Below are 26,388 nucleotides of genomic sequence, written 5' to 3'. Positions count from 1 at the left end.
GAGAGGTTTGATGACTAAGCTGCTTCGTTATCTGAAGCCTTATCGCGCTGCCGCTATCGCGGCTCCTCTGCTGATGGCTCTGGAAGTCGTCATGGACCTGCTACAGCCGCGCTTTATGGCCAGCATCGTGAACGACGGGGTGATGAAGAACGACCTCGGCCACATCGGCCTGACCGGCATCTGGATGATTCTTGCCGCGATCGGCGGCTTGCTGGGCGGCATGGGCTGCACCTACTTTGCCATCCGGGCCTCCGTCGGCTTCGGAACCGATCTGCGCAACGCCCTGTTCCGCAAGGTTCAAACGTTCGCCTTCCGCGAGCTGGACCGCTTCTCCGGAGGCACTCTCGTGACCCGGCTGACCAACGACGTGATGCAGGTTCAGATGCTCGTCCAGATTATCCTGCGGATGCTGATCCGCAGCGGCCTGCTGTTCTTCGGAAGCATCGCGATGGCCTTCCTGATCAGCCCGAAGCTGTCGCTTATCTTCGCGGTGACGCTTCCGCTCTTTTTCGTTTTTCTCTATGCGCTGCTCAGCAAGTCCATCCCGCTCTATCGGACCCTGCAGGCGAAGCTTGATCGGGTGAACTCCGTGCTGCAAGAGAACCTCAGCGGAATACGGGTCGTCAAGGCGTTCGTCCGCGCCGCCTTCGAACGCGCCCGATTCAAGAAGGCGAATGAAGAGAATTACGAGACGGGCTTGCGAGCCGCCCGCCTGCTGGCCGTCAACAACCCTGTCATGACCTTGCTGCTCAACGCCAGCATCGTCTGCATCCTCTGGGCGGGAGGAGCTCAGACCTGGGAGGGCAGCCTCGCGATCGGCAGCCTTGCCGCCTTCTTGACTTATGTCACGCAGACGCTCAATGCGATGGTCAATCTCGGCAATTCGCTGGTGAACATCTCCCGGGCGAAGGCGTCCTCCGATCGGATCGTCGAGGTGCTCGCCGCGGAAGCTTCGATGGAGGAAAGCCCCGCAGGGATGCCTGTTGCTCCCGAGGCGGCGCCGTACGGGCAGGTGGAATTCCGCGGCGTCTCGTTCGGCTATGCGGAAGGAGGCGAAGAACCGGTCCTGAAGGAGATCAGCTTCATTGCGAAGCCCGGTCAAACCATCGGTATTCTCGGCTCCACCGGGGCCGGCAAGAGTACGCTGGTGAACCTGCTTCCCCGTCTCTACGATCCTACGGAAGGCACCGTTCTCGTGAACGGAATCGACGTGAAGAGCCTGTCTCAAGAGGAGCTGCGCGGACAAGTCGGGATCGTGCTGCAGCAAGCGGTGCTCTTCAGCGGAACGATTCGAGACAACATCCGTTACGGCAGGCCGGACGCTTCCCGGGAGGAGGTCGAGTCCGCCGCCAGAGCGGCGGAGGCGCACGACTTCATTCTGTCGTTCCCCGAGGGCTACGACACCGAGATCGGGCAGCGCGGCATCACCCTGTCCGGAGGGCAGAAGCAGCGAATCTCCATCGCCCGGGCGCTGCTCGCGAAGCCGAACATCCTGATTCTCGACGACAGCACCAGCGCGGTCGATCTTCGCACGGAAGCCCGAATCCGGGCTGCTCTCAAAGCAAGAATGGCGCAGTGCACCTGCTTCATCATCGCCCAGCGGATCTCCTCCGTCGCCGACGCCGACCGGATTCTCGTGCTGGAGGACGGACGCATCGTCGCCGAGGGCAGCCACGACGAGCTCATGGCCGCAAGCGACGTCTATCGCGACATCTACGATTCCCAGCTCGGATTGGAGGAAGCCTCCCATGCTTAACGCAAGGCCCATTGCCGCTCCGGACGCAGGCCCCGGAGGAACGGGCGGTCCCGTTCGCGGCCTGCCCGTTCCGAAGCTGCGCGCGCGCGACACCCGGGCGACGCTCGCGAGAATCTGGCGCTATCTCCGGAACCAACGAGCCGGGCTCGTCGGCACGCTGCTGTTCGCCGTCATCGGGACCGGGCTCGGCCTCCTGGCTCCCTATCTGCTCGGCCGGGCGATCGACCGCTTCATTCTGGAGCACGACAGAAGCGGCCTGCTCCATCTCTGCGCGCTGCTTGGAGCGATCTACTTAGGCAGCGGCATCGCTTCCTGGCTTCAAGCCCATCTGATGGCCGGCGTCTCGCAGAGAACGGTCCGGGACATGCGAGAGGACCTGTTCGGCCATCTTCAGAAGCTTCCCATTCCGTTCTTCGACCGAACGGCCAAAGGCGATCTGATGAGCCGGGCCACCAACGATATCGAGAATGTCTCGACCACGCTGAACCAGAGCCTTATTCAGATCGTTGCCAGCGCGATTACCCTCTTCGGCTCCCTGTCGCTGATGTTCGCGTTGAACGTATGGCTGACACTGGTCTGCATCGTCACGATCCCTCTCGTCTCCTGGGCGTCCAAGAGGATCGCCTCCCGAACGAAGAAGCACTTCTCGGAGCAGCAGGCGAGCCTTGGCCGGCTGAACGGCTTTATCGAGGAGACGCTCTCGGGGCAGAAGGTCGTCAAGACGCTTCGAAGAGAAGGGAAGGCGATCGAGCAATTCTCCGAGATGAACGACACCTTGCGGACGTCGGCCGTCAAAGCGCAGACCTTGTCCGGCTATATCGGTCCCGTCATGAACCTTATGGGCCATATGACGTTCATTCTTATCGCCGCGGTCGGCGGCTGGATGGCCTTCGAGCAGTGGACGTCGGTCGGCGTCATCGTCAGCTTCCTGAATTACTCGAAGCTGTTCAGCGCGCCGATCAACGATCTCGCCAACCAATACAACCTGATCCAAGCGGGCATCGCCGGAGCGGAGCGGGTGTTCGAGCTGATGGATGCCGAGATCGAATACTCGGAATCCGCCCCGGGCAAGCCGGTGGAGCAAGTATCGGGAGCCGTCGTCTTCGATAACGTCTCCTTCGCTTACCGGTCCGACAAGCCCGTTCTTCGTGAGATCAGCTTCCGGGCGAAGCCCGGCGACGTAATCGCCCTCGTGGGGCCGACCGGGGCAGGCAAGACGACGGTCATCAACCTGCTGACCCGCTTCTATGACCTCGAGCCCGGGCAGGGCAGCATCGCCATCGACGGAGAGGATATTCGCGTTCTGGCCAAGGACAGCCTAAGAAGCCGGCTCGGCATCGTGCTTCAGGACGCGTATACGTTCTCCGGCACGATCCGGGAGAACATCCGTTACGGCCGGCTGGACGCGACGGACGAGGAAGTCGCCGCCGCCGCGAAGCTGGCGAACGTCCACGGCTTCGTGCGCAAGCTGCCGCAGGGCTACGACACGATGCTGACCGCGGACGGGGCCAACCTGAGCCAAGGCCAACGCCAGCTGTTGACGATTGCCCGGGCGATTCTCGCCGATCCGGCCATCCTGATCCTCGACGAAGCGACCAGCAGCGTCGATACGAGAACGGAAGCGCACATCCAGCAAGCGATGGAGACGCTTATGAAGGGCCGCACGAGCTTCGTCATCGCCCACCGGCTCAATACGATCCGCCATGCCGACCAGATCCTCGTCATCGACGGCGGGCGCATCGTCGAGCGCGGAACCCACGAAGAACTGCTTGCGGGGCATGGCTTCTACGAGCGGTTGTACAAGACTCAGTTCGCGAACGAAGCGATCTAGCTCTAGCTCCGCATACCCGGCGGGCGCCTCGACGGCGCCCGTTTTCATTCGGCCGGCATTCCCCGTTCGCATTCCTCCTTGCCTGCCCTTACGACAGCTAGGCCGCTTCTCCCCTTCGCTCAGGAACTGTGCGGGAGGATAGCAGGGGCAGCCTGAAGGAGAAGAGATCGCGATTCCCGGATAGGGAACGGCGAATTCTGCCCAAGTTCTCCCCCCTCCTGCTCCCCCGAAACAATGCCATTCGCACAAAATTTTCTCAGCACTCGTCGATTCCCGGCAATAAAACCTCCCGGATGGGTAAGAATCGTTAGGGAACCCTATAACGTTATCTTATTCATCCCGGCAACGCCGTTTGGGTGTACAATCGGGGTGAATCATTCCAATCGCGAAAGGACGGGTCCGCCTATGGAATTCCGTACGGAGCACGACACGATGGGAGAAATTCAGGTTCCGGCCGAAGCCATGTGGGGAGCGCAGACGGAACGCAGCCGCCGGCACTTCCGCATCGGCACGGAACGGATGCCTCTCGAGCTGATACGGGCGTTCGCCCTTCTGAAGAAAGCGGCCGCAAGCGTGAACCGGAATCTCGGCGCGCTGGCCCCGCTGAAGGCGGATGCGATTATCGCGGCCGCGGAGGAAGTCTACGAAGGCCGCTGGGACGAACACTTCCCGCTCGTCGTCTGGCAGACCGGCAGCGGCACCCAGAGCAACATGAACGTGAACGAGGTGCTCGCCCGGCGCGCGAACCAATGGCTGCAGGCGACGGAGAGCGAGCTGAAGGTCCATCCGAACGACGATGTCAATCGTTCCCAAAGTTCGAACGACACCTTCCCGACAGCCATGCATATCGCAGGCACGGTCGCGGTGCTGGAGCGGCTGCTTCCCGCCATCGACGAGCTGAAGGAGACGTTCCGCGAGAAAATGGAGAAGTTCCGGAGCATCGTCAAGATCGGGCGCACCCACTTGCAAGATGCGACTCCCTTGTCTCTAGGGCAGGAGATCAGCGGTTGGTGGGCGATGCTCGATCGATCCAGCATCATGATCTTCGAAAGCGTCAAATCGCTGTCCGAGCTGGCGATCGGAGGCACCGCGGTCGGAACCGGGATCAATGCCCCCGCTTCCTTCGGCGATGAAGTGGCCGCGGAGCTGAGCGCCTACACGGGCCACACCTTCGTCTCTTCGTCGAACAAGTTCCATGCGCTGACCAGCCACGACCAGATGGTCTATGCCCATGGCGCGCTCAAGGCTCTCGCGGCCGATCTCATGAAGATCGCCAACGACGTCCGCTGGCTCGCCAGCGGCCCGCGCTCCGGCATCGGGGAGATTACCATCCCCGAGAACGAGCCGGGAAGCTCGATCATGCCCGGCAAGGTGAACCCGACCCAGTGCGAGGCGCTGACGATGGTGGCCTGCCAGGTCATGGGCAACGACGCGGTCATCGGCTTCGCCGCCAGCCAAGGCAACTTCGAGCTGAACGTGTTCAAGCCGGTCATCCTGCACAACTTCCTGCAATCCGTCCGCTTGCTGGCCGACGCGATCCGCTCCTTCAACGAGCATTGCGCCGTCGGGATCGAGCCGAACGAGAAAATACTCCGGCGCAATCTGGAGCAATCCCTCATGCTGGTCACGGCGCTGAACCCGCATATCGGCTACGAGAACGCCGCCAAGATCGCCAAGCTCGCCCATAAGGAAGGTCTTTCCTTGAAGGAAGCCGCCCTGCAGACCGGCCTCCTGACAGAGGAGCAATTCGATAATTACGTGCGCCCCGAGGACATGATCGGGCAAGCCTGAGCGGCAAGCCTCTCCTCATCCGAACGCTTCGAACGCCGGTTATGGATTCCGTCGTCCTTGCTCATACTGCTAATATCCACAATCCGTTAGAAGAGGAGCAATCGACCATGAATACCGAGCCCTATGCGTTCGCCCATCTACGGCAGGAGGAGATCCAGCAAATCCGGCAGTTGGAGCAGCAGCTAGCGCAGTCAACCGGCCATCCGATTACGCTGATCGCCTTCGAAGAAGAACCGCCGGCGCAGGAGCAGTAATCTGTCGCCAGCGAGATCGCCGCAATAAGCAGAAGAGGCTGTTACAACCTAACATAGCCTGACGGCCGCCACCATGAATGTACATGCAATCGGCCTGTGAATCTGCGTTGTTCCTACTGGAACTGCAGTCGCAGGCCGAATATTTTTCTGACAGGACACACTCCGAGTCCCAAAGACCGACTGTATTCCGCGAGCTCCCCAATTGTGTAACTCCCCCGGCTGCCACCATCATAAAACGGCATAAAAATAGGCCAACCCGAACTCTCGGGCTGACCTAATCATACGAAAAAGGGTATGTATCTCCTGGAGAAGCGTAACGCTACCCCCTTGTAGCTCTAAGGGAAATTAGAAGCCCTTATTTTCGCGAGAAACGCCTCTTGAAAATCTAACGGAACCAAAGGCCTTTATTTTATAGATAACAGCCGGATTGAACCATAATTCCCTGTTTAAACGTCTCTAATTTCCGTTAACTCTTGAAGGCTTGCTTTTGAAGCCGCTAAAGGTCTCTCACTTCCGTTAGCGCTTATCCTGCCCCTGGCCCCCTGAACCCCCGTTCCCAAACTTTGATTCTGGCACCACTCTTCTCGCCTTATTCTTCCTTGATGCCGAGGCCGGAAGCGATCCGGCTCGTCGAATCTTCCCCGAGCTCTCCGAGCCTCCAGATCGCGATGCCTTGGATATCGCCCTCTCTCGCCTCCGCCGCCCAATGCTCGAGCGTCTCGCCGTCGGCGTACCAGACCGCGTGCGGAACGCCCTCGTCGTCCGCGTATTCGAAGTGCAAAACTCCGCTGTCCGGATCCCGAACCGGCTTGCTCGGGTTCCTCTTCGCCAGATCGGCGGCGGTCCTCTCCGTGATTCCCTTCACCGGCTTCCCGGTGGACTCGCTTTCGGTCCGCGAATCGCCCACGCCTGTCCAATCGAACCCGCCGGCCGACAAAGCGATATGCCTCGGCCGCGGAACGCGCTCCATGCGATCCGCAAGCTTGGCGATGAAGGTGTCGTCCGCCTTCGGGCCCGGTCCGCTGTGACTGCCGTACAGATTGTACGCCATCATGACGTAAGTCGGGCCTTCCGGCAGTTGGATCTTCTCCAAGGGAGCCCTCGGCTCCAGCACGACCCGAAGCGTCTTGCCCAGCTCGCTAAGCCTCTTCTGAAGCTCCTCGATAAGCGAGATCAACTTATCCCAATCGCCGGCCTTCACCTTCTCGTAATCGAGCTCCACTCCGTCGAAGCCGTACTGCTCAACCGCAGCCGCGATCTCCTCGATATGCCGGGTTCGGCTCTCCTCCGTCGCCAGCAGCCGGGAGGTCAGCTCGGGATCCTTCTGGCTCTCCGAACCGTCTTCCCGAATGATGTCGTTAACGAGCGTCAGATCCAAGCGGACTCCAGCCGCCTGGTCCATTCGCTTCCGGATGTTCGGGAACCCCTCCGCGAAGTCTTCGGTAAACTTCAAGCGATCCGACTCATCGAAGTAGGCGGCGAATACCTGAAGACTGTCGAGTCCGTCTGCCGAACGGTCCAGATCCTCGAGCCCCGCCTCCCAATGCCAGTCGGCCAGCCAGGCGGAGAGCTCGGGCTGAATGTCCGGCGCCCCGAGAGGAACCTTCTCTTGGCTAGCCTCTTTGCCTTCGGGACGCAGCAGCAGCCAGGCGGCAATCGCCAGAATCGCCAAGACGGCTAATCTTCTTCCCGCGACGAACGTTCGCCGTTCCCGGCCGCCTCCGCCCATTCTGCTTCCCTCCTTGGCATCCTCGTCAGAATGTCTTTATGAACCAATCGACCGTGGAATTCCACGCGCTCTTCGCTCCGGCCAGAGCCTTCTCCGTCCCGTTGAGACGGTTCTCGTACAGGACATCGCCTTCCTCGCCGTTCTCCGGAAGCGCCTTTACCCGAACGTCGTCGAATACCCCGTCGTAAATGTCGTCATTGTCGCCCTGCTTGTGATACTCCGATTCCATCGCAACCGTACCGCGCGCGATCGAGCTGTCGATGCTCTCGTCCTCGATGATCGCCCGTCCGTTCACCCGAACGCTCAGCTTGCTTCCCTGAATGGAGACCGATACCCTCCTCGTTTTCTTCACGTTGATAGGGTACTGAGTCTCCTCCGTCAGATCGACGGAAGAAATCCGCTCCTTCGAGTAGGTCGTTGCCTTGTTCAAGGCCAGATCCAGGTCTTCCCACTCTACCGGATCAAGCTCCTCCGAGAACAGCCGCTCCGTCGTCCCGCCGGGCTTCTTCTGTTCGAGAATGAGTCGATTATTGTCCAAAGTCAAGCGAACGTAGGAGCCGCTCTCCGAATCGTAGCGAACATAGAGGGCTTGCTTGCCGACGACATTGCCTTCCAAGCTCGCGTCCAGCCGGATGTCCTTGTAGCTCTCGCCGCCCTTCAGCGTCAGAAGCCCCGTGCCGCCGGCCTCCGAGGTGAGGGCGATACGATTGCCCCTAAACTCCGCCGCTCCGTTCACCAGCGTCCAATCGTTCGCCCGATCCTTCTCCCCCGTTACGAACTTCATCGGTTCCCCGGTGTCGTCCCGGATTCTCATCAGCAGATGATTCGTATACCAATAGGCTTGCGGCTGCACCCTTGTCAGATCGTAGAGACTGCCGGCCTTCGTATTGAGAGCGTCCCCCTCCCGATCGAAGTCCATCTGGAAAATCTTCTCGATATTCCGCTCGTTGGCGGCCGAGACAAGCGGATTCATCCCCTCGTTCAGCGCATTCGCATGCATGATCATGTACACGCCCGGAACGAAGCCCAGCTTGTCCGTATAGATTTTGTTCATCTGATCGTAGTCGTAGGCGATCCGAGCTTCCATCTCCTGCCGGTTCTCCGTCGGAATCATGTCGCTGTCGCGGATAAAGTCCACCAGGTAATGGTTGTAGTAATCGATCTTTTTCTTATTGCGCAGCTCGTTCTCGGCCTTGTTGCCGATAAAGTTGCCTTCGCTGTCGACGACGTTGATATAGGACAAGCGATAGCCGTTGGACCCGAGCTCCCAGTAGCCGGTTCTCGTCATCTTCTTCATGTCCTTGGGCTGAAGAAATTTGCGTTCGCCGTTGCCCATCTTGTCCGCATAGGACAAGAACGTCGCCTTGTAGTTATAGCGCTGCAGATAGGGCTCGGCGAAGATGGCCGAATCGTTGCGCCCGTCCTCGAACGACAGGAACAGCGCTTTGTCCGGCAGCTTCTTGCCGCTCTTATAATAATCGATGACATCCTGCTGGGAGATCGTCACGTACCCCTGAGCCTTAAGAGCCTTCAACTGCTCTTCCAATTGGCTCTTCGCGATCAGCTTGGGAGTCCCCGAACGGCTGACGCCGAAGTAGGAGACCGCGATAAAGCCTTTGTCGCTCGTCCACTTCGCCCGATCCGGTTCGTTGAACTTGTCCCCGTACCCCAACGAGTCGTACACCAGATACCCCACCGCGACGAGAATCGCCGCTTGGGCGACCGTGCGCACGCGCTTGCGGCGGTTTTTCTTCTTGTAGTCAAGGGCAGGGCTTCGCTTGCGTCCCCACATTTAAGCCCCTCCTGTCTAAGACGGCATGCCGAATTTATCTTTTCTCTTCTGCTTGCGCTCCGCTTTCTTCCGCTTCGCTTCGATGTCCTGCGGAGTCTCCCGCGTTCCCCACGTGGACTTCCAGAAGGTTACCCACGCCACCGGCATCTGCCAGAGAAGCACGAATTCATAGAACACGCAGAACACGATCCCGAAGTACCACAGCCGGCTCCTGCGGAAGAAGAGATGGGCCAGGCTCATCAGCATCGCCATAAGCAGAAGTCCCATCAAGAACGTCCCTGGGAAAATGCGATAAACGACCGGCACGTACACGAGATTGTACAGAACGATGACGGGAGCGGCGATCGGCACGATCAGCCCGATGAGGAAGAACAGCGCCATGAACGGCTCCTTCTTCCAGATGAACGAGCATGCGCGGAGCGACTCCCGCAGCCATGAGCGCTTCCAGCGCATCTGCTGCTTCAGGAACACATCCATGCGGGAAGGAACGATGGTCGAGCAGATCGCCGAATCCTGATAGCTCGTCCGGTGTGTCTTCAGGATGAAGTTGGTCATGCTTCGGTCGTCCCCGAACGTCGCCGGCTGTCCGAGGAACTTCTGGTTCAGCCAAGCATCCGAATGCTGCAGGATAAGCTCCTTGCGATAGCAGGACAACGGACCGGACAAGCAGGTCACGCTGTCGAACCAAGCCTCGGCGGCCTTCATGATGCGGAAGGCGACATAATAGCGCACCGTCTGAAGCTTCGTGATCGAATTCGTGAACTTGTTCTCCACGTCCGTCCGGCCGGCGACGCCGCCCATCTTCGGATCCTGGAACGGCTGGACGAGATGGCGAATGGCGTTCGGCTCCAGGAAGCTGTCGGAATCGACGAACACGACAAGATCGTGCTTCGCCATCTTGACGCCTTGAACCAAAGCTTCGCGCTTGCCCCCGTTCACCGGGAGGACGTGCATCTTGACGCGCTCCTTTGTTCCGAACCGCTCGGCTTCGCGATGAACCCACTCCAGCACCTCTTCGATTCGCTTCGCGGAGCCGTCCGTCGATCGGTCGTCCACGACGATGACCTCAAGCCGGTTGATCGGATATTCCTGATTGACGCAGCTGAGAATCGTCCGGTGAATCCACTCTTCCTCGTTGAAGCAAGGGATGACGATCGACACGCCCGGAGTGTAATGGGGGTTGACCGGGACGTCCCGATACAGCGCCCCGAACAAATACCGGGTCAGCAGGAAGGCGGCTGCGATCAAGCTGTACAGATACAGCAGCGAATGGTATTTGAAGTAAATGATGCTCTCGGTTCGCATCAACACGATGAAGAGCGACGCGAACAGAAGCATCGTGCTCGCGAGATAAACCGAGTAGCCCCAGCGCTTGCGCCGCAGGTATTCGGTGAGAGGCTTGGCGAATTCGAACGCCAGCATCCGCCGCTCCCGGCTGCCCTCTTCGCGGGCGAACGTCCGGACGACGGTCGCTTCCAGCTTCACCGACGATTCGAAGCCTTCCGGCATCGTTCCCGGGGGAATGCGGCAGCGAATGAACGCCTTCAAGCCGACCGGGAAGGTCTCGTGCCCGATGGAGGGATCGATCTCGACCAGCAGCCCTGTCGCCGAGATGTCCACGGCGCGTCCCTTGACCGCCTTTCGTTTGCTCTCCCTCAGTCTCGATATGCGTACGTCGAAGTCCGCCATGTACCGCAGGCTCAGAAGCCTCAGCCGGTTGAGCTCTTCGGCATCGCCTTCCGCCGCGCCCTCCGTCTCTCTTCGCCTTCCCCGCCGATCGGAATTCGAACGGATTTTCTCCGGATCGGGAACGCTGGACAAAGCGCGTCTGTCTTCCCGGGTGACGGTAAGCACTTCTTCGATCGGTTTTTTCGTTTTCTTAAACACCGCACGGTCTCCAATCCGATTTATAGGCTCCAGTAATGGCATCCTCTGGTTTCGAATTCCTCGCGGGAGTAAGCCCCTTTGACGTCGAACATCAGCCGGGTCCCCCCGGAAGCGAACAAACCGTCATAATCTCGCGGGGTCATCGCCCGGTATTGCTCATGAGGGACAGCTAGCACGACGGCGTGAAGCTCCTTCATCTCCGACAGCTCCGACAGCTCGATTCCGTATTCCTCGTAAGTCTCTCGGCGGCCGGCGCAAGGATCCGCGACAATCGGAGCGATCCCGTATTCCTCCAGCTCGCGGATAATGTCGATGACTTTGGTATTGCGGATATCCGGGCAATCCTCCTTGTACGTCAGCCCCAGGATGCCGATTCGAACCTGGTGGGTATCCAGCTTCAGCCGCAGAAGCGTCTTGATCAAGCTCTGGGCGACGTAGCGGCCCATTCCGTCATTGATATGGCGTCCCGCCAGAATGATCCGCGAGCGGTATCCGGTGTCTTCCGCCTTGTAGGTCAAATAATATGGATCGATTCCGATGCAGTGGCCTCCTACCAAACCGGGTGAGAAGGGTTGAAAATTCCACTTGGTCGAGGCGGCTTCCAGCACGGCCTTGGTCTCGATCCCCATCTGATGGAAAAGCATCGACAGCTCATTCATAAAGGCAATGTTCACGTCTCGCTGGGCGTTCTCGATGACCTTCGCCGCTTCGGCTACCCGTATGCTCTCCGCCCGGTAGACGCCCGCTTCAATGATAAGCTCGTACATTTGGGCGACGTTATCCACAGTCTCTTCATCCATCCCGGATACGATCTTGATCGTATTCTCGAGCCGATGCACCTTGTCGCCGGGGTTGATGCGCTCCGGCGAATAGCCGACCTTAAAGTCCCGCCCGCAGCGAAGGCCCGACTCCGATTCCAGGATCGGAACGCAGACCTCCTCTGTCACGCCGGGGTAAACCGTCGATTCGAAGACGACGATCGCCCCCGCGCGCAGATGGCGGCCGACAATCCGGCTGGCGCTCTCCACATACTTCAGGTCGGGAACGTTGCCGCTCCGGATCGGAGTCGGAACGGCTACGATGAAGAAGCTCGACCGACTGAGCTGCTGCTCGTCGGCCGTAAAGAAGACGGTGCTGGAACGGACCGCTTCGTCCCCCACGTCTCCCGTCACGTCGATTCCTTCCCGATAGAGTTGAATCTTGTCCTTGTTCACATCGAATCCGACGACATCCGCCTTCTTCGAGAAAGCCAGGGCCAGAGGCAAACCGACATAACCGAGTCCCAAGATGGCAAGCGGCTCTTCTCGGGTAGCAATACGCTCATAAGCATTCATTCCGCTTTCCCCTTTCATACGGTTACTGCTGATCCTGGATTCTGTCCGCCATCTTCACAAAGCTGTACCCTTGTTGCTGAAGCTTGTCCAGAATGACGGGCAACGCCTCGAGCGTATGAATGTCGTCAAGCATATGGAGCAGAATGACGCTGCCGTTCTTCGTCTGCTTCATGACGGAGTTCACGATGTCATCCGCGCTGTTGTTGGAGTCCCAATCCAAGGCGGTGACGTCGTACAAGGCGATGTCCGGCATCCCGATCGCGGCGATGACCTTCGCCGTCTTGTCGTCGACTTCTCCGGTCGGAGGCCGGAACAACATGGTCGGCTTCTGCTGGATCGCTTCCGTGATGACCTGATGAGCCTTGACAAGATCCTCTTGGAGATCCTGCACGGAGAGCGTCGTCGCCACCGAATGCGCATAGGAATGGTTGGCGACGTCGTGCCCGTGATCCAGAATCGCCTTCGCCAGATTCGGATTCGCCTCGACGCCGTTCGCCCGGGCGAAGAAGGTCGCCTTCACGTCGTATTCGTCCAGGATTCGCAGAATTCTCGTAATCGTGTAGTCCGTCCCCCAATCGTCGAATGTAAGAGAGACTTCTTTCTTATCTGTACCCAAATCATAGATCAAGCGATAGTTGGCGTTCTCATAGTTCGGCTGAACCCGAACGGCGTCATAGCCCGGAATCTGCTCCAGTGGCTTGCGCTCGCCGCCATGGCTCATCAGCTCATCCAGCCGAATCAAGCGGTACCCGACTTCTTCGGCTGCTTTCGCGATTAGAGGAATGGCTTCGAGAACGGTCTCGAACTCCTGCGTATCGATCGTAAGGATACCCCCGCGAGTTATGTATTTTCGAATATATAAGTATTTCTCTTGCTCGGTCTCTCCCTGCCAGTTGTGGAGGAACAGGCTATAGACGACGACCGCTTTCATTCCTTCCTGGGCGGCCGCGAGCCGAACGTCATCCGTGTAGTCCCCCGACTTCGTGCGCAAATAATTCGGTACGACGCCGGTCTCCCGCTCGATCACCTGATTCGCAAGGTGAATCTCCTTGTAGACCTGCTGGTAATCCAGCTTGGTCATATCCAGTCGGCTAAGCGTGTTGTTCTCGATCTCATGGCCTCTCGCCAGAATCTCTTGCGCCAGCTCAGGTTCCTCTGCCGCACGCATGCCCGGCACGAAGAAGGTAGCCTTGATGCCGTATTGATCGAGTTCGTCCAGCAGCTTCTGCATCGTATCCGCATCTCCCAGCCCGTTGAAGGTTAGAGAGAGCTCTTCGCCGCTCGTATACACGAACGGAACCGCACGGATCGGTTCTCCGTTGTATCGGACAATCTCTGGGCTTGGGACGGACGTCCCCGCGTTCTCCATGGAGTCCTTGTTGCCGCCGAACAAGCCGCAGCCCGCTGTTCCAAGGAACATCGCTGCCAGAGCCGGCAGCATCAGCCATCTCAGACGGAGCTTCATCATCGTTACTTCGCCTCGCTCTATCTCAATTCATGTCTATGAACCTACTCTTCCACCCTAGAAAAGACAAGTGGTAACTTATAACAGACTCCTCTGAACAAAATAATGAAAAATATAATGCGAATAAGTAAAAGCCTTGGGGAATCCCCAAGGCGAATTCTGACGTATTATCATGGCCTTATCTAACTTTCTCTAGCTTATATAGGATTAGGCCTTCTGGGCTTGCTTGCCGAAGCTTGCCTGGATAAAGCGCAGCACCGAATCCGCATAGGATCTAGAATCGACCAGGAAGGACGTTCCGTGCTGCGCCTCGGGAACGATCAGCTTCTCCTTCCGGCTTGGAATCGCCGCGAAGATCTCCTCGGCCATCTCCGTCGGAACGAACGTATCCTTGCCTCCGTGGATAAGCAGAACCGGCTTGCAGCAATTTTTCAGCTGCTTCAAGACCGAAGCTTCGCCGAAGAAGTACCCGGCCCGCAGCTTGCAGATCAGACTGGTGATCGGCAGCAGCGGGAAGGAAGGCAGCTTGAACATCTGCTTCATCTGGTATTTAAGAATGCCTTTAACCGAGCTGTAGGCACAGTCCGCCACGATGCCCTTTACCTGCGGCGGCAAGGGCTCGCCGCTCGTCATCAAGACGGTGCCTCCGCCCATGGACACTCCATGCAGCAAGATCCGGCATTCGTCTCCGATCCGGTTAACCAGATAGCCGATCCAGCGAACGTAGTCCTTCCGATCGTGCCACCCGAAGCCGATGTAGTGTCCGTCGCTCTCCCCGTGCCCTCGATTGTCCGGCATGAGGACATTGAACCCGTTCTCCAGATAGAACCTGGCGAACGCGGCCATATCTTCCCCTTTGCCGGAGTATCCGTGCGCCAGAATGACGGCGTCCCGGTTATCCGGCTTCGACTCGAGATAATGCGCGCGAAGCTTCAACCCGTCGTCCGAGACGATCTCCGCCTTCTCGAAGGGCTGCTCGCGGAACCATTCCTTGATCTCCCGAACCCTGGTTTCCTCTACCTTGGGCATGTTCCGATCCGTGGCCAGGAAGGACTTACGATTGCGCCCGATCGCCATCCGGTAAAGACTCCAGCAGAAGAGAAGGACAAGGGTTCCCATGGCGACAATGCCGACTATCAGGATGATCCACCCTCGTGACATCGAACTCCCCTCCAGAACGTCGCTCTCCCCTTTAGTTTGACATTCCGCAGACGGAAAATGCGCGGCTGGGCGTTTCCACGGGCAGGTGAACGCAGGAAGAGGAGCGCGGAACCCTTCGCCTCACGGGGACGTCAATGCGTTGCGGGTAGCGAGAATGTACTTGGATTGATCGAGCGGGTTCACTCCCCTGCGGGGACGCTCGGCCTGAATATCCGGAGGACACTCCGCATAACCGGCGAAGAAGGTCGACAGGATGCCCCTCCCCTTCGTCATGGAGCCCAGCCTTGCCGGCCAATCCAGCGTGGTGGCGACGGGCACGGTTCCTTCCAGCTCCATCCTTCCGTTCTTAAGCTCAGGCGAATCGAAGACGCCCCGCATGGCGATCAGCTCGTTCATCAGCTTGCCGCCGAATTCCTCCGGAACGGAGAGCTTGAACCGCAGCATCGGCTCCAGAAGCTTCGTTCCGATTCGAGCCAAGCCATCCATGATTCCCATCGGGGTCGCCACGACGAAGTCCAGCGGATGGGTGTGCCAGACATGGTGCTCCCCTTCGATCAGGGTGACCTCGAGGTCGGTTACCTCCCAGCCCTTTAACCCTTGCTGCAGCGCCTCCGGCACCCGCCGCTCGACTTCGTTCTGGTAGCTCTCGAGCAGCTCTTCCGGGCGAACCTCCGAACGGTAGCGGATTCCGCTGCCCCGCGCTCCAGGCTCCATCCGGAAGCGAAGGATAGCCCAGCAAGGTTTGGGCATCGTATAAGCGATAAACCCTTCTCCGGATCCGGCAAGCGTCTCCTTGTAGATGACGGACGGCGCGCCGAGATCGACCTCGAGACCGAAGCGGCTTCTCATGACGTGCACGAGCACCTCCATCTGAATCGGGCCCATGACCTTCAGATGAAGCTCCCGTTCTTCGGGCATCCACTGCAGATCCAGCAGCGGATCTTCGTCCGCCAACTCCTGAAACGCCGCGACGACGGCCGGGTTGTCCGCTTCCGTTCTCCACTTCGCTTGTACGGTTAGAAGAGGTACCGCCAGCCGGCTCGCTCCCGGCACTCCTTCGGCAGACCCGAGAATATCGCCGATGCGGGCGCGGCTCAACCCATAAACGGCCGCGATATCTCCGGCTTGGACAATGCCCAGATCCTCCGACCTGCGTCCGTCGATCCGGCGGATCTGGGTCACCTTATCGACGAAACCTCCGGAAGCGTTATAGAGAGTATCGCGGTTTCGAATCGTTCCATGATACAGCCGAACATAAGCGATCCGGCCCATGGAAGGATCGCGATCCAGTTTAAAGACGACTCCCGCGACGGGAGCGCCGGGGTCTCCTTGCGGCTCCGGCAGCAGCTCGAGCATCGCGTCGAGCAGGCCTCTAACCCCAATTCCCCTCGCGGAAGCGCCGAAGAGAACCGGGAACAGCCGTCCTCGCCGGGAGGAGGCGGTCAGGGCAGTCAGCAGCTCCTCGTTCGTCAGCTCTCCTCTGTCCAGATAAGCGGAGAGCAAAGTCTCCTCGCTCTCCGCGACCGTCTCATGAAGCTTTTCCCGGAAGCTAGCCTCCCAATCGGAAGAACCTTCGGCTTTCGGCTCTTCCGTTCCGGGCAGAAGGTTCTTCGCCCCTACGAAGGTCCCTTCCGCGCCCACGGGCGACTGAATCGGCACCGCCGTCCGCGACAACAGCCGCCGAATCTGCTCCAGCGCCGCAGCAGGGTCCGCCCCGATCCGGTCCATTTTGTTCACGTAGATCAAGGTTGGAATGCCCTGCTCCCTTAACGCGTGCCAGACGACCTCCGTTTGCGCCTGGACGCCCTCTACCGCGGAGACGATAAGCACGGCTCCGTCCATGACCCGCAGCGACCGCTCCACTTCCGACAGGAAGTCGACGTGCCCGGGAGTATCGACCAGGTTCACGGCGGTATCCTTCCATTCGAAACGGGTCACCGCCGCGCGCACCGAAATTCCCCGCTCCTGTTCCACCTCCAGGCTATCCGTCTGCGCCGTTCCGTTATCGACGCTTCCCGGCGCCTTGATTTTGCCGCTTATATAGAGAATCTGCTCGGTCGTGGTCGTCTTGCCCGCATCGACGTGAGCGAAGATTCCGATATTCCTGATCTTTGTTCTCTCGTTCCGCAATCCCGCTCATCCCCTGAGGTCTTCTAGTCGTTCACTGACCCCATTGTACCCCAACGTACCGACCTGTCAATTTGCTCCGAATCAGTCTTTCGCCAGCAATTGGCGGGCAATGACCGCCTTCTGAATCTCGGACGTGCCTTCCTCGAACTTCTGGGCCCGGGCATCCCGATAGATTCTCTCGATCTCCATTCCTTTGAAGTAGCTGATTCCGCCATAAATCTGCTGCGCCTTATCCGTCACCCGCTGCAGCATCTCCAGGGAGAACAGCTTCGCCATCGAGGCTTGCGCGGGCGTAAGCCCGCCATCCGTCTGGGCGCGCCCGGCATGCAGGCAGAGCTGTCTGGCCGCTTCGATATCGGTCGCCATCTCGGCGAGCCAAGTCTGCACGATCTGACGCTGGCTTAGCGGCTTGCCGTAGGTTACCCGCTTGCGGCTCCTCTCGATCGAGAGATCGAGCGCCCTCTGCGCCAGTCCGACGCAGGTCATTCCCACGCAGATCCGGCTTGGATCGAGGAACCCGTTCATGGCGATGGCGAGCCCCTGCCCGATCTCTCCCAGCAGGCAATCCTCCGGCACGCGGCAATCCTTGAAGTAAAGATGCGCATGGCCGGTTCCCGTCAAGCCGAGCGTCGGCGGCATTTTCTTGATCGTGAGTCCCGGCGAATCCCGGCGCACCAACAGCGAGACCGTCCCGTCCTGGCCGGCCGTATTCTCCATCCGGGCGAAAACAAGCACGTAATCCGACGTATCCCCGAAGGTGACCATCCACTTCGCCCCGTTAAGAACGAACTCGCCGCCCTCCTTCCTCGCCGATGTCCGAATGTCCGTGCCCGCTCCCGCCGTCGGCTCCGTCAGCGCGAACGACGCGCTCAGCTCTCCGCGTACGAGCGGCTTCACGAACCGGCGCTTCTGTTCCGTCGATGCCTTATAATGAACCGGTCTCCAAATCCCGTTGTTCACGTGCACGATCATCCGGATCGAGCCGTGAAGCTGGGAGAACAGCTCCAGCAGTTCGAGATATTGAATAAAGTTAAGCCCCATCCCGCCGTATTCCTCGGGAGCGGCCAGACGCAGAAAGCCCCTCTCCCTCAACTCTTCCCGTATCTCCGTTCCGCACGAACCGGTCTCCTCGATCCGATCGGACAACGCGCGGGCAGGGCCGTTGACATAAGCCTTTACCTCCTCCTGCAGCTTGCGATACAACGCTTCGTTCATGTTCGGTTCTCTTGCTCCCTTCGGTTCTTCTCCTGAAGTCGGACTCTTCCCAGTTCCAACCGCTCTAAATTCCTTGAAGAGCCTCGGTTCTCCTTCGATGAAAAAGAAGAGCTTTTGTCGAGGGGAAAAAGAAGATTGCGATGGGAAGGAGCTTGGACCAAACCAAAAACACCTCCGGCACCCGGAACGGCGCGCCAAAGGCGTTTGAATGGCAGACGATACGCGAAAGGATGAGTCGGACGATCCGTTGCTTCCGTCAGCCCCGATCCCTCTTCCTCTTGATCTCGTTAAAGACTTCAACCGTCATCTTGGACGGCTCGATTCCGAGCTCTCCAAGCCTGTTCAGCAGCAATTGATAGATTCGGAACACTTCTTCATGCTTGCCTGCCGCGAACTGCGCCCTCATCATCAGCCGGTAAGCTTCTTCGTCGTAAGGAGAGACCGCCAGCTGCTTGTGGATCACATCGGACATTCTCACGTATTCCTTGTTCTTCTCGTATTGAATGGCGAGCTCCATCCGCAGCTCTCCCGCGATCTGCTCGACGCTTAGAATCTCTTCCTCCGCCCAGGCGTAGTCCTCGTCCTTGAACAGCGGGCCTTGATACAGGTTCAGCACGTCCTCAAGCGCTTCCTGCGCGACGGCCGGGGAAGACTTCAGCTTCTGGACGCTCTCCTTGAATCGCTCGTAATCCGTCGAGAAGACCTCTTCTTTGATGTGGTACTTCTCTCCTTCGTAGATCAGCGCGCCGTCGAAGCCCATCTGCCTGAGGTCCTTCCGCAGGAGGCTGACGCATGTATGCAGGTACACCTTGGCCTTCTGATAATGCTCCTCCGGCCATAGAGCGTCGACGATCGTATCCCGATGGACCCGCTCGCCCTTCCGGCAGGCCAGATAGGCGAACAGCTCCCGCTCTTTGCCCGTTCTCCACTTCATCCGTTCCTTGCCGGCGTTGACGACGGAGATGCCTCCCAGAAGGCTGACTTGAAGAATCGGCCTTTCGGCGGCTTGGCTGCCGCTTCCTTCTTCCATGGCCAGAGAAGCGGCCATCTCGCTCCGAGCGGAGTTCTTCAGAGCCTCCTTCTTCACCCGCTGGACCGTCTTGATCAGCCGCTCCTTCTCGAGCGGCTTGAGCAGATAGTCCACGGCATCGTTCTCGAAGGCCGAGATGGCATACCGATCGTAGGCGGTTACGAACACGACCTGAATGTCGAGGTTCTCGCTGCCGATTCTCTCGGCGAGCTCGACTCCGTTCAATCCCGGCATCTCGATGTCGGAGAACACGACGTCCGGCTTCAGCAGCTTAAGCTTGTCCAACGCGTCGAATCCGTTCGTCGCCTCGCCGACAATCTCGACCTCTCCCGTTCGTTCCAGCAGAATCCGCAGGATGCGAAGAGCGTGTTCCTCATCGTCGACCAACAGCGCCCGAATCATCCCTATCCCCCCTTGTGTCTCTTTCTACTATCGGAAGCCGGAAGCCATAGCGTTATCTTCGTTCCCCGATTCGGGTCGCTCTCGACCTTCGGCGGCTTGCCGGACAGATACATGACTCGCTTCAGGATGTTCCGGAACCCGACCCCGGCCTCTTTATGGCCTCCTTCAAGCAGCCGTTGAACCTGCTCCGGCGTCATGCCGACTCCATTGTCCTCCACCTCGACCCGGACCTGATCCCCCGCTCTCTGAATCGAGAGTCGGACGGTTCCGCCTCCGACCTTCTGCGCGACCCCGTGCCGAATCGCGTTCTCGACGAGCGGCTGAATCGTCAGGGGCATAACCGGCACGCCGAACAGCGTCTCGTCGATATCGATATTCAGTTCCAGCCGATCCCCGAATCGCGCTTGCTCGATGTCCGAGTACGCCTTGACCAGATCGATCTCCTCCGCCAGCGTGACTTCTTCGCCTCGCCGCTCCTGTCGGAAGATCAATCTCAGATAACGGCTGAGAACCGCCAGCAGCTCGCCCGCCCGCTGGCCGTCCGTATAGCACAGAGACATGATCGTGCCCAGAGCGTTATATAGAAAATGAGGCTTGATCTGGGATTGCAGGAACGCCATCTCGCTGGCCGCCGCTTCCTTCGCGAGGTTCTTCAGGGCGAGCAACGTGCGGATGCGAACCCGAATCTGGCCGGCGTCGAGCGGCTTGACGATGAAGTCGTTGCCGCCGGCCGACAAGACCGCCTCGATATCGGCCGGCGTATTCCTCGCGACCAGATACAGAATCGGCAGGTCGATCGGCGAATACGAACGGCGCAGGATCCGGCCGATCTCATAGCTCTCCCCGCTCGTCATCATCACGTCCAGCAGCAGGAGATCTGGCGGCGAGCTCGGTTCCCGGATCGCCGCGATCGCTTCGGCCGCGTTGTGAGCCGTCTCCACCCGATACCCCTCGATGGCGAGCAGATTGACCAGGAGCTCCAGATTGCTTGGATCGGCGACGACAAGCACCCTTTCCTCGACCCTCTCGCCTTCCTCGTCGGAGGACGCTGCGAGAAGCGGCTCGACAGGCTCGCGTTCCGCTTCCGTCGAAGCCTCGGCCGCCTCCTCCGGGATTTGCAGGATGAGGCAGAAACGAATCCCTTCCCCATTCCGGGCGTCGCTCCACTCCAGCTTCCCGCCCATGAGGCGAACGAGCTCGCTGGCGATGGACAGGCCGATCCCGATGCCTTCCGCCTCCAGAAGCGGATCGGACGTGTTGCGGTAGTCCATCGCTTCTATGGACAGGAATACCTTCTCCTCTTCGCATTTAGCGGACACCCGCAGCTCGGAGTTCTCCATATAACGCAAGCACAGATCCAGAATGTTGGACAGCACCTGCAGCAGGCGGCGTTCGTCGACCCATGCGTACTTCCCTTCCGGCTCGATGGCATTGACCAGCTCGACGCCTTTCTCCTTGGCAAGAAATCCGTATACGTTAAACAAATTGCTGGCGCAGGCCTGCAGGTCGACCCGTTCCTTGGACACTGTAAGGCGCTCGTCCTTCAATTGGGCCAGATCGATGATATCGTGTATGCGGTTCGACATTCGGAACGCCATATTCCTAATCAATTGCAGCTTCTCCCGCGTTCTCTTCGAATTCGGGGATCGCACCGGGTCGTCCAAAGCGGATTGCGACAGGTTGATGATCCCGTTCAGCGGCGTCTTCAGCTCGTGAGAGGTCTGCAGCAGGAATTCGTCCTTCATGTCGTCCGATCGCCGCAGCTTGTCCGTCAGGATCGCCATTGAGGAGTAAGTAGCGAGGTATCTCCTTGCTACCATCATCAAAGCAAACACGATAAAGGCGATTACAAGCAAGTTGGTCAGCGCTTTGGAAGCGATGTTGCCGGAGTCGACGTAATTGACCAGAACGTTCATGGGGAACAGCGCGATGCACAGGATAGCGGCAATGAAGAGCTGCATCTCCCTGCGGTCGAACACCCCGTAAATCCCGCTTCTGTACTTCCGGAGAAGAATGGCGACAAGGAGGAGGAAAAAGAACGGGAGCATATAGACGCTGATCTCGAGAAAGTCCGAATAAACGGAGTACGGCAGGATCAGAATGCTGACGGAATAAGCCGCGTATAGTCCCGCAACCGTCTGAAGCCCCCTTTTCCAACGTCCCAGATCCAATAGGCTGTTCGTATAAAACACTGAGATCGGGAAAGTGACGATCATCGCGAAATCCTTGATCTTCCAGGTCAATTGGAACGGAGCATGAGGGAACAGCTCCATGAAGGACCTCTGTCCGTTCAGGAACAGCATCAAGCCGAAGATGACAAAGAAGAGACCGAAGAACAGGAAGCTCGAATTGCGGTGGTACCTGCCGAACAGAAACAGGAAGAAGACGCCGAAAATAAAGAGGACGATCACGCCGGCCCATTCCAAGGAAATCTGGAACTGCCTGTCCTTGACGATCTCCCCGGCAAGCCCGAGAACGGGAGCCATATACAGGCCGCCGCCCGAACGAATCTCATAGTTCGCCGCTTGAATGACGATATCCAGCTTGCCGTCGGCCGGAGACCCGAAGTAGACGGTATACGGGGAATTGCCCGGCCGGTAGAGCCTTCGGTCGGAGGAAGGCACTCCCGATTGCCCGAGGAGCTCGCCGTTGACGAAGAGCTTGTCGGAGAACCGGATAATTTGCTTCTGAATCGCCAGCTCCCGGCTTAAGTCGGGTTGAAGCAGGACGGTTAAGCGATAGGTTCCGACCCCGTGCGCTTTCATATCCGGTCCGTTCCAGACGCCGGGAACGTTCTCCCATCGCGCTTGCCGCTTCGGAGAGTTCGCCGAGAAATCCTGGGGAGCCAGGAGAAGGTTCGGGTAGAACTCCCATTGACCGTCAAGGGCAATGCTTCCATGCTCGGCGATCCCCCAGCCGCGAAGATCCAGAACCCCGTCCTTCGCTTCGGGGGTTTGCCCCGGTTTAAACAGATGCGCCAGGAGGATAGCGGCCAATACCGCCGTCCCCGCCGCCAGCAGAATCCATTGATATCGATCCATCTTCCTTCCGGTATGTATCAGCTTCGATCACCGCGCCTCTGAACTAGGATGTCGACGAATGGCCGCTTAGACCTGAATGGCCTCTATTCTCTCAATCAGCCGCTCTTAATGGATCGGCGTGTCCAATCCATTGTAACCAAGCCGGTTGCCGCTGTCTGTATAAAAGCATCGCTCAGGGAGCATACGTCCCCGCCTTGCCGGCGATTTCCTATGCCATCATCGTAGCAAGAGCAACTGAACATCTACTGAAAACGATTGAAAACGGCGTAAAAACGCAAAAACGGCCGAAAGCTTCGGCCGTTGAAGATGTGCTAACGATATGGAAGTTAGTTTACTTCAGTTCGTTCCAGGACACGATGTCCTCGATCGGAAGACGAGCGGTCAACCGTCCGGGAACGGCTGCCTTGCCGATCGAGATCAGCATGATCGGTACCAGGTTCTCCGGAATCCGGAAGGCTTCGATCAGCTTCTGCTCGTTATAGCCTCCCATCGGGACGGTGTCGTATCCTCTTGCCTTCGCGGAAAGCATCACAAGCATGCTCACCAAGCCGCCGTCCTTGTGAACGATGCTCTTCATCTTCTCGGGGGTCAGTCCGCTGTACAGCTTCAGGCTGTTCTCGGTGAACTGCTTCGCGAAGTCTTCCGGCATATAGCCTTTGCGAACGGCGTCCTCGTTAATGCGGCCGATTTCTTTGTATCCTTCGAGATCGCCAAGGACGATGATCGTAGCCGATGCGTCCAGCACCTGCTGCTGGTTGTTGGCAATCGGGTGCAGCTTCCGCTTGGTCGCGTCGTCATTGACCACGAGGAATCTCCACGTCTGCGTGTTGCTGCTGGAAGGGGCCAGGGAGGCTTCCTTCAGAATCTCCACGATTTCGCTCTCGGAGATCTTGGCGGAAGGATCGTAATGACGGACGGAATGCCTTTCCCGTACGACCGTCGCGTAGTCGGAAGCGGCGTTGGCTTGAATCGTACTCATGGTTAACACTCTCCACTCTATCTGTGATTTTATTTAACACAGTTAAGGGTATAAAAAAAGGATTATCGCCGAGTGCCTTTAACTGTGTATTCTCACGCACAGTATACGCCGGGCCCTTCTTTTTGTCAACGAGCGATATCAGGCCATGGCAAGAGGACGGAGCGGAGAGGAGCGAGCTCCCTGCTCCCCGCTCCGATTCCCGTTATTCCGAGAAGCCGATATCGTCCAGCATCGCCTTGCCGGAAGCCCCTTCGAAGCGAAAAACAATGCTGCTCAGCTGTTCCCAATCGATAAGCGATCCCTTCGTGTCCGGCATGAATCGGGAGAGCGGAACCCGATAGGTCTGAAACACGGATTCGCTCTCATGCGTATATTCCGCTTCGTCCAATCCGGCCTCCGGCCAGCCCAGCCAAGTGAAGGAGGTTCTTGGAGTGCGTTGAACCGGCATGATATCGCCGAGCGAAACGCTCGAAGTTCTGCCCGAGGAGTCCTTCGCTTCGATCCGGACATCCAACGGATCGGCGTCCTCCTTCAACTGCCAACTCATGTCCGCCATAGAGAAGACCAAGGAAGGAGATCCGCCTTCGCCCGATGCCTTCTGCGGCATCCGGAATGCGCCATTCGCCTCAATCGAGTAAGAAGCCCCGGCATCCCGCCACTCCAGCACGACGCCTTTGTTGCCTTTGCCGTGCAGCTCGCGATCGAGAGCTTCCTCGCGAGTCCAGAGGATGACTCCGGCAGCGGAAGCCGTCGCCCCCGAGTCCAGCTCTTCGAGGGAATCGCCATCCTCATAGCGAGCAACGGGTAAGAAGCTGCCGTCCTCATAGCGGTTGAAGTAAGATGCCTCCGGCAAGTATTTCGCGCCGGCCCGATAATCGCGGAAGAGCGGCCGGTACTCCAGCCTGTCATGAAGCGCGGTCTCCAGAAGCGCCGATACGTACACCTTCGCAATCCGGCGCTGCTGCTCCCCGTCGAGCTCCGGCTTCTTGAGGAACAGGCCCATCGGCATCGCCTCGTCCCTCGCGCCCCAACTTGTGTTGAACTGTCCGTGATTCGCCCCGCCGATGTAGAGCGAGGCCTTGAAGCTGCTCGTGTCCCCGGAGAATGCCGTCCGTTGATATTGCCTTTCCCCGTAGAAGTTGATGACGTCGGCATCCTCCGACCCCTGCAACGTCAAATACGTGACATCCTTCAGATTGGCCGTGTGCCCGTCAACCGTCGTATCCGTCGGAGCGATGGCAATCACCGCCCTTATCCGATAGGATTCTCGATCCGGCAGCGAGCTATCCTCGCCAAACCATGCCTCCCGGTCGGTCGCCATGGCAACGGCCTGCCCCCCGCGGGAATGGCCAAGAAGGGCGACGCGGTCGAAGTCGATCGCGCCGTAGAAATCGCTGGACGGGTCCCGGGAGAACTTCTGAAGCTGGCCGATATGCTGCAGAAGGACCCAAGCCCTCAGCTCCATGTCCTCTTCCGGTATGCCTCCCCATACGGAATAATTCAAGAAATTCTCGTCGACCGAGACGGCGATGAAGCCCCGGCTTGCCAACAGTTCGCCGAGATATTCGTAGCCTTCGTCGGAGTAGTCCTCCATCAAGTGATTGCCGTGCGCCATGAGCACGAGCGGCCAGGGCCCTTCGCCTTCCGGCATCCATACTCTGCCGTTCAGGGGGAGCTCGCTCAAGTCGAAGCCCCAGAATTGCTTGCGGATCCATGTCCAATCGCCCTTGTACTCCGAGGCGTCCGCCGTCTCTGAGATCAGGTCTGCGCCGGAGCCGAATTCGGGCCGGTGCTTGTCCTTGCCGCTTCCGTAAGTGAACGTTCGATAATCGTAAGAGCCGGGTTGGGACGGGTCGGACGCCTTCAGCTCCTCAAGCGCCGAACCGGTATCCGCCAATAGCGGCGAAGGTTCCGGTTCCTTGTCCAGAAGACGCAAATCCACCGAGGTCAGAACGACAACTCCGGCCAGCAGGATCGCCGACAAGGCTGTCGCCAGCTTCGTTCGCCACGGGTATCTCCCCTGCGTCAGAACGGAGGCCAGCACGCCTGCCCCCGCTCCGATGCCGGCCAACAACAGCGCCAGGCCGATGGCGTAATCGACCTTCATCTCCCCGAAGGAGAAGATAACGGCCAGCACGATGACGGTATAGATCGCCGAACCGATCGTCAGCGTCGGCACCCTGCGAGGAATGCGGCCCAGAAGCCATGAAGCCGCCGCGCCCGACAACGCCAGCGCCAGCACGTTCAGGACGATCGCCCCGAACAAGTCGAAGCCGACTCCGAGCCCGGTCGGCGCTCCCAGCGCGCTGACGGCCGTCACTGCCGTGCTTGTGACCCAGATTCCGCCGGCCGCCGCTCTCCACAACCCTTCCTCGTATCGCAACCCCAAGAAGCCGCGCCTCCGGCGCAGCGCCGTTCGCTGGATGCGATTCGTCTCGATATTCATGCAGCATTTTCGCCTCGATTCTATGGCACGGGACCGTAGGTCCCGATCTCGTTATGCTAGATTGCTAGAGTTGAGCCTATACGAATTATACCCCCTGCGCTCTCCGGCTCCCAGACATAAAACCTGGTTGCCTTGCCTGCCGATG

At 58.8% G+C, this 26,388-nt stretch carries 16 protein-coding genes; 4 read left to right on the top strand and 12 right to left on the bottom strand.

Annotated elements, in window-relative coordinates; translation table 11 throughout:
* Nucleotides 1–10: 10 nt before the first annotated feature.
* From ELR57_RS01765 to ELR57_RS28000, 4 genes are all read left to right on the top strand, one after another.
* Nucleotides 11–1,756, top strand: coding sequence for an ABC transporter ATP-binding protein (locus tag ELR57_RS01765; protein WP_126956625.1), 1,746 nt, complete (start codon nucleotides 11–13; stop codon nucleotides 1,754–1,756).
* Complete coding sequence (locus ELR57_RS01760; protein WP_126956623.1) at nucleotides 1,749–3,587, top strand: ABC transporter ATP-binding protein; 1,839 nt, start codon at nucleotides 1,749–1,751, stop codon at nucleotides 3,585–3,587. Before ELR57_RS01765 ends, ELR57_RS01760 begins: the two co-directional genes overlap by 8 nt.
* Before the next feature lie 405 nt (nucleotides 3,588–3,992).
* The gene (gene fumC, locus ELR57_RS01755) at nucleotides 3,993–5,378 is read left to right on the top strand and encodes a class II fumarate hydratase (protein WP_126956621.1); all 1,386 of its coding nucleotides are present in this window, start codon (nucleotides 3,993–3,995) and stop codon (nucleotides 5,376–5,378) included.
* Nucleotides 5,379–5,485: 107 nt separating this feature from the next.
* Entirely contained in the window at nucleotides 5,486–5,632 is a 147-nt protein-coding gene (locus tag ELR57_RS28000) for a hypothetical protein (protein WP_192896496.1), read from the top strand.
* 589 nt (nucleotides 5,633–6,221) lie between these two features.
* Here the strand turns inward: ELR57_RS28000 and ELR57_RS01750 are convergent.
* From ELR57_RS01750 to ELR57_RS01695, 12 genes are all read right to left on the bottom strand, one after another.
* The gene (locus ELR57_RS01750; RefSeq protein ID WP_126956619.1) at nucleotides 6,222–7,361 is read right to left on the bottom strand and encodes a glycosyl hydrolase family 18 protein; all 1,140 of its coding nucleotides are present in this window, start codon (nucleotides 7,359–7,361) and stop codon (nucleotides 6,222–6,224) included.
* Between the two features lie 25 nt (nucleotides 7,362–7,386).
* Nucleotides 7,387–9,153: a polysaccharide deacetylase family protein gene (locus ELR57_RS01745; RefSeq protein ID WP_126956617.1), complete on the bottom strand. Its 1,767-nt coding sequence runs from the start codon at nucleotides 9,151–9,153 to the stop codon at nucleotides 7,387–7,389.
* Between the two features lie 15 nt (nucleotides 9,154–9,168).
* Nucleotides 9,169–11,082: a glycosyltransferase family 2 protein gene (locus ELR57_RS01740; RefSeq protein WP_126956616.1), complete on the bottom strand. Its 1,914-nt coding sequence runs from the start codon at nucleotides 11,080–11,082 to the stop codon at nucleotides 9,169–9,171.
* The gene (locus tag ELR57_RS01735) at nucleotides 11,061–12,374 is read right to left on the bottom strand and encodes a nucleotide sugar dehydrogenase (RefSeq protein WP_126956614.1); all 1,314 of its coding nucleotides are present in this window, start codon (nucleotides 12,372–12,374) and stop codon (nucleotides 11,061–11,063) included. The genes ELR57_RS01740 and ELR57_RS01735 overlap by 22 nt, the downstream gene beginning before the upstream one ends.
* Before the next feature lie 22 nt (nucleotides 12,375–12,396).
* Nucleotides 12,397–13,839, bottom strand: a complete 1,443-nt coding sequence (locus ELR57_RS01730; RefSeq protein WP_370452177.1) for a polysaccharide deacetylase family protein — start codon at nucleotides 13,837–13,839, stop codon at nucleotides 12,397–12,399.
* Nucleotides 13,840–14,046: 207 nt separating this feature from the next.
* Nucleotides 14,047–15,000, bottom strand: a complete 954-nt coding sequence (locus ELR57_RS01725; protein WP_126956612.1) for an alpha/beta hydrolase — start codon at nucleotides 14,998–15,000, stop codon at nucleotides 14,047–14,049.
* Between the two features lie 120 nt (nucleotides 15,001–15,120).
* A complete protein-coding gene (locus tag ELR57_RS01720; protein ID WP_126956610.1) occupies nucleotides 15,121–17,130 on the bottom strand; it encodes a GTP-binding protein in 2,010 nt (669 codons plus the stop codon).
* 81 nt (nucleotides 17,131–17,211) lie between these two features.
* Entirely contained in the window at nucleotides 17,212–18,345 is a 1,134-nt protein-coding gene (locus tag ELR57_RS01715; RefSeq protein ID WP_126956608.1) for an acyl-CoA dehydrogenase family protein, read from the bottom strand.
* A 256-nt stretch (nucleotides 18,346–18,601) separates the two neighbouring features.
* The gene (locus ELR57_RS01710) at nucleotides 18,602–19,777 is read right to left on the bottom strand and encodes a response regulator (protein WP_126956606.1); all 1,176 of its coding nucleotides are present in this window, start codon (nucleotides 19,775–19,777) and stop codon (nucleotides 18,602–18,604) included.
* Nucleotides 19,778–19,779: 2 nt separating this feature from the next.
* Nucleotides 19,780–22,818, bottom strand: coding sequence for a hybrid sensor histidine kinase/response regulator (locus ELR57_RS01705; protein WP_126956604.1), 3,039 nt, complete (start codon nucleotides 22,816–22,818; stop codon nucleotides 19,780–19,782).
* Nucleotides 22,819–23,149: 331 nt separating this feature from the next.
* Nucleotides 23,150–23,797, bottom strand: a complete 648-nt coding sequence (locus ELR57_RS01700) for a nitroreductase family protein (RefSeq protein WP_126956602.1) — start codon at nucleotides 23,795–23,797, stop codon at nucleotides 23,150–23,152.
* A gap of 202 nt (nucleotides 23,798–23,999) precedes the next feature.
* Nucleotides 24,000–26,243 (bottom strand): alpha/beta hydrolase family protein, encoded by a 2,244-nt coding sequence (locus tag ELR57_RS01695; RefSeq protein WP_126956600.1) that lies wholly within the window; start codon nucleotides 26,241–26,243, stop codon nucleotides 24,000–24,002.
* Nucleotides 26,244–26,388 lie beyond the last annotated feature (145 nt).

The organism is Cohnella sp. AR92, from assembly GCF_003990975.1.
In the GTDB taxonomy this organism is placed as follows: Bacteria; Bacillota; Bacilli; order Paenibacillales; family Paenibacillaceae; genus Cohnella.
This window is presented reverse-complemented; position numbering and strand designations above follow the sequence as displayed.

Coding starts and splice junctions, on each gene's coding strand:
- ELR57_RS01765 (WP_126956625.1), top strand. CDS start 11: ATGACTAAGCTGCTTCGTTATCTGAAGCCTTATCGCGCTGCCGCTATC.
- ELR57_RS01760 (WP_126956623.1), top strand. CDS start 1,749: ATGCTTAACGCAAGGCCCATTGCCGCTCCGGACGCAGGCCCCGGAGGA.
- fumC (WP_126956621.1), top strand. CDS start 3,993: ATGGAATTCCGTACGGAGCACGACACGATGGGAGAAATTCAGGTTCCG.
- ELR57_RS28000 (WP_192896496.1), top strand. CDS start 5,486: ATGAATACCGAGCCCTATGCGTTCGCCCATCTACGGCAGGAGGAGATC.
- ELR57_RS01750 (WP_126956619.1), bottom strand. CDS start 7,361: ATGGGCGGAGGCGGCCGGGAACGGCGAACGTTCGTCGCGGGAAGAAGA.
- ELR57_RS01745 (WP_126956617.1), bottom strand. CDS start 9,153: ATGTGGGGACGCAAGCGAAGCCCTGCCCTTGACTACAAGAAGAAAAAC.
- ELR57_RS01740 (WP_126956616.1), bottom strand. CDS start 11,082: ATGCCATTACTGGAGCCTATAAATCGGATTGGAGACCGTGCGGTGTTT.
- ELR57_RS01735 (WP_126956614.1), bottom strand. CDS start 12,374: ATGAATGCTTATGAGCGTATTGCTACCCGAGAAGAGCCGCTTGCCATC.
- ELR57_RS01730 (WP_370452177.1), bottom strand. CDS start 13,839: ATGAAGCTCCGTCTGAGATGGCTGATGCTGCCGGCTCTGGCAGCGATG.
- ELR57_RS01725 (WP_126956612.1), bottom strand. CDS start 15,000: ATGTCACGAGGGTGGATCATCCTGATAGTCGGCATTGTCGCCATGGGA.
- ELR57_RS01715 (WP_126956608.1), bottom strand. CDS start 18,345: ATGAACGAAGCGTTGTATCGCAAGCTGCAGGAGGAGGTAAAGGCTTAT.
- ELR57_RS01710 (WP_126956606.1), bottom strand. CDS start 19,777: ATGATTCGGGCGCTGTTGGTCGACGATGAGGAACACGCTCTTCGCATC.
- ELR57_RS01705 (WP_126956604.1), bottom strand. CDS start 22,818: ATGGATCGATATCAATGGATTCTGCTGGCGGCGGGGACGGCGGTATTG.
- ELR57_RS01700 (WP_126956602.1), bottom strand. CDS start 23,797: ATGAGTACGATTCAAGCCAACGCCGCTTCCGACTACGCGACGGTCGTA.
- ELR57_RS01695 (WP_126956600.1), bottom strand. CDS start 26,243: ATGAATATCGAGACGAATCGCATCCAGCGAACGGCGCTGCGCCGGAGG.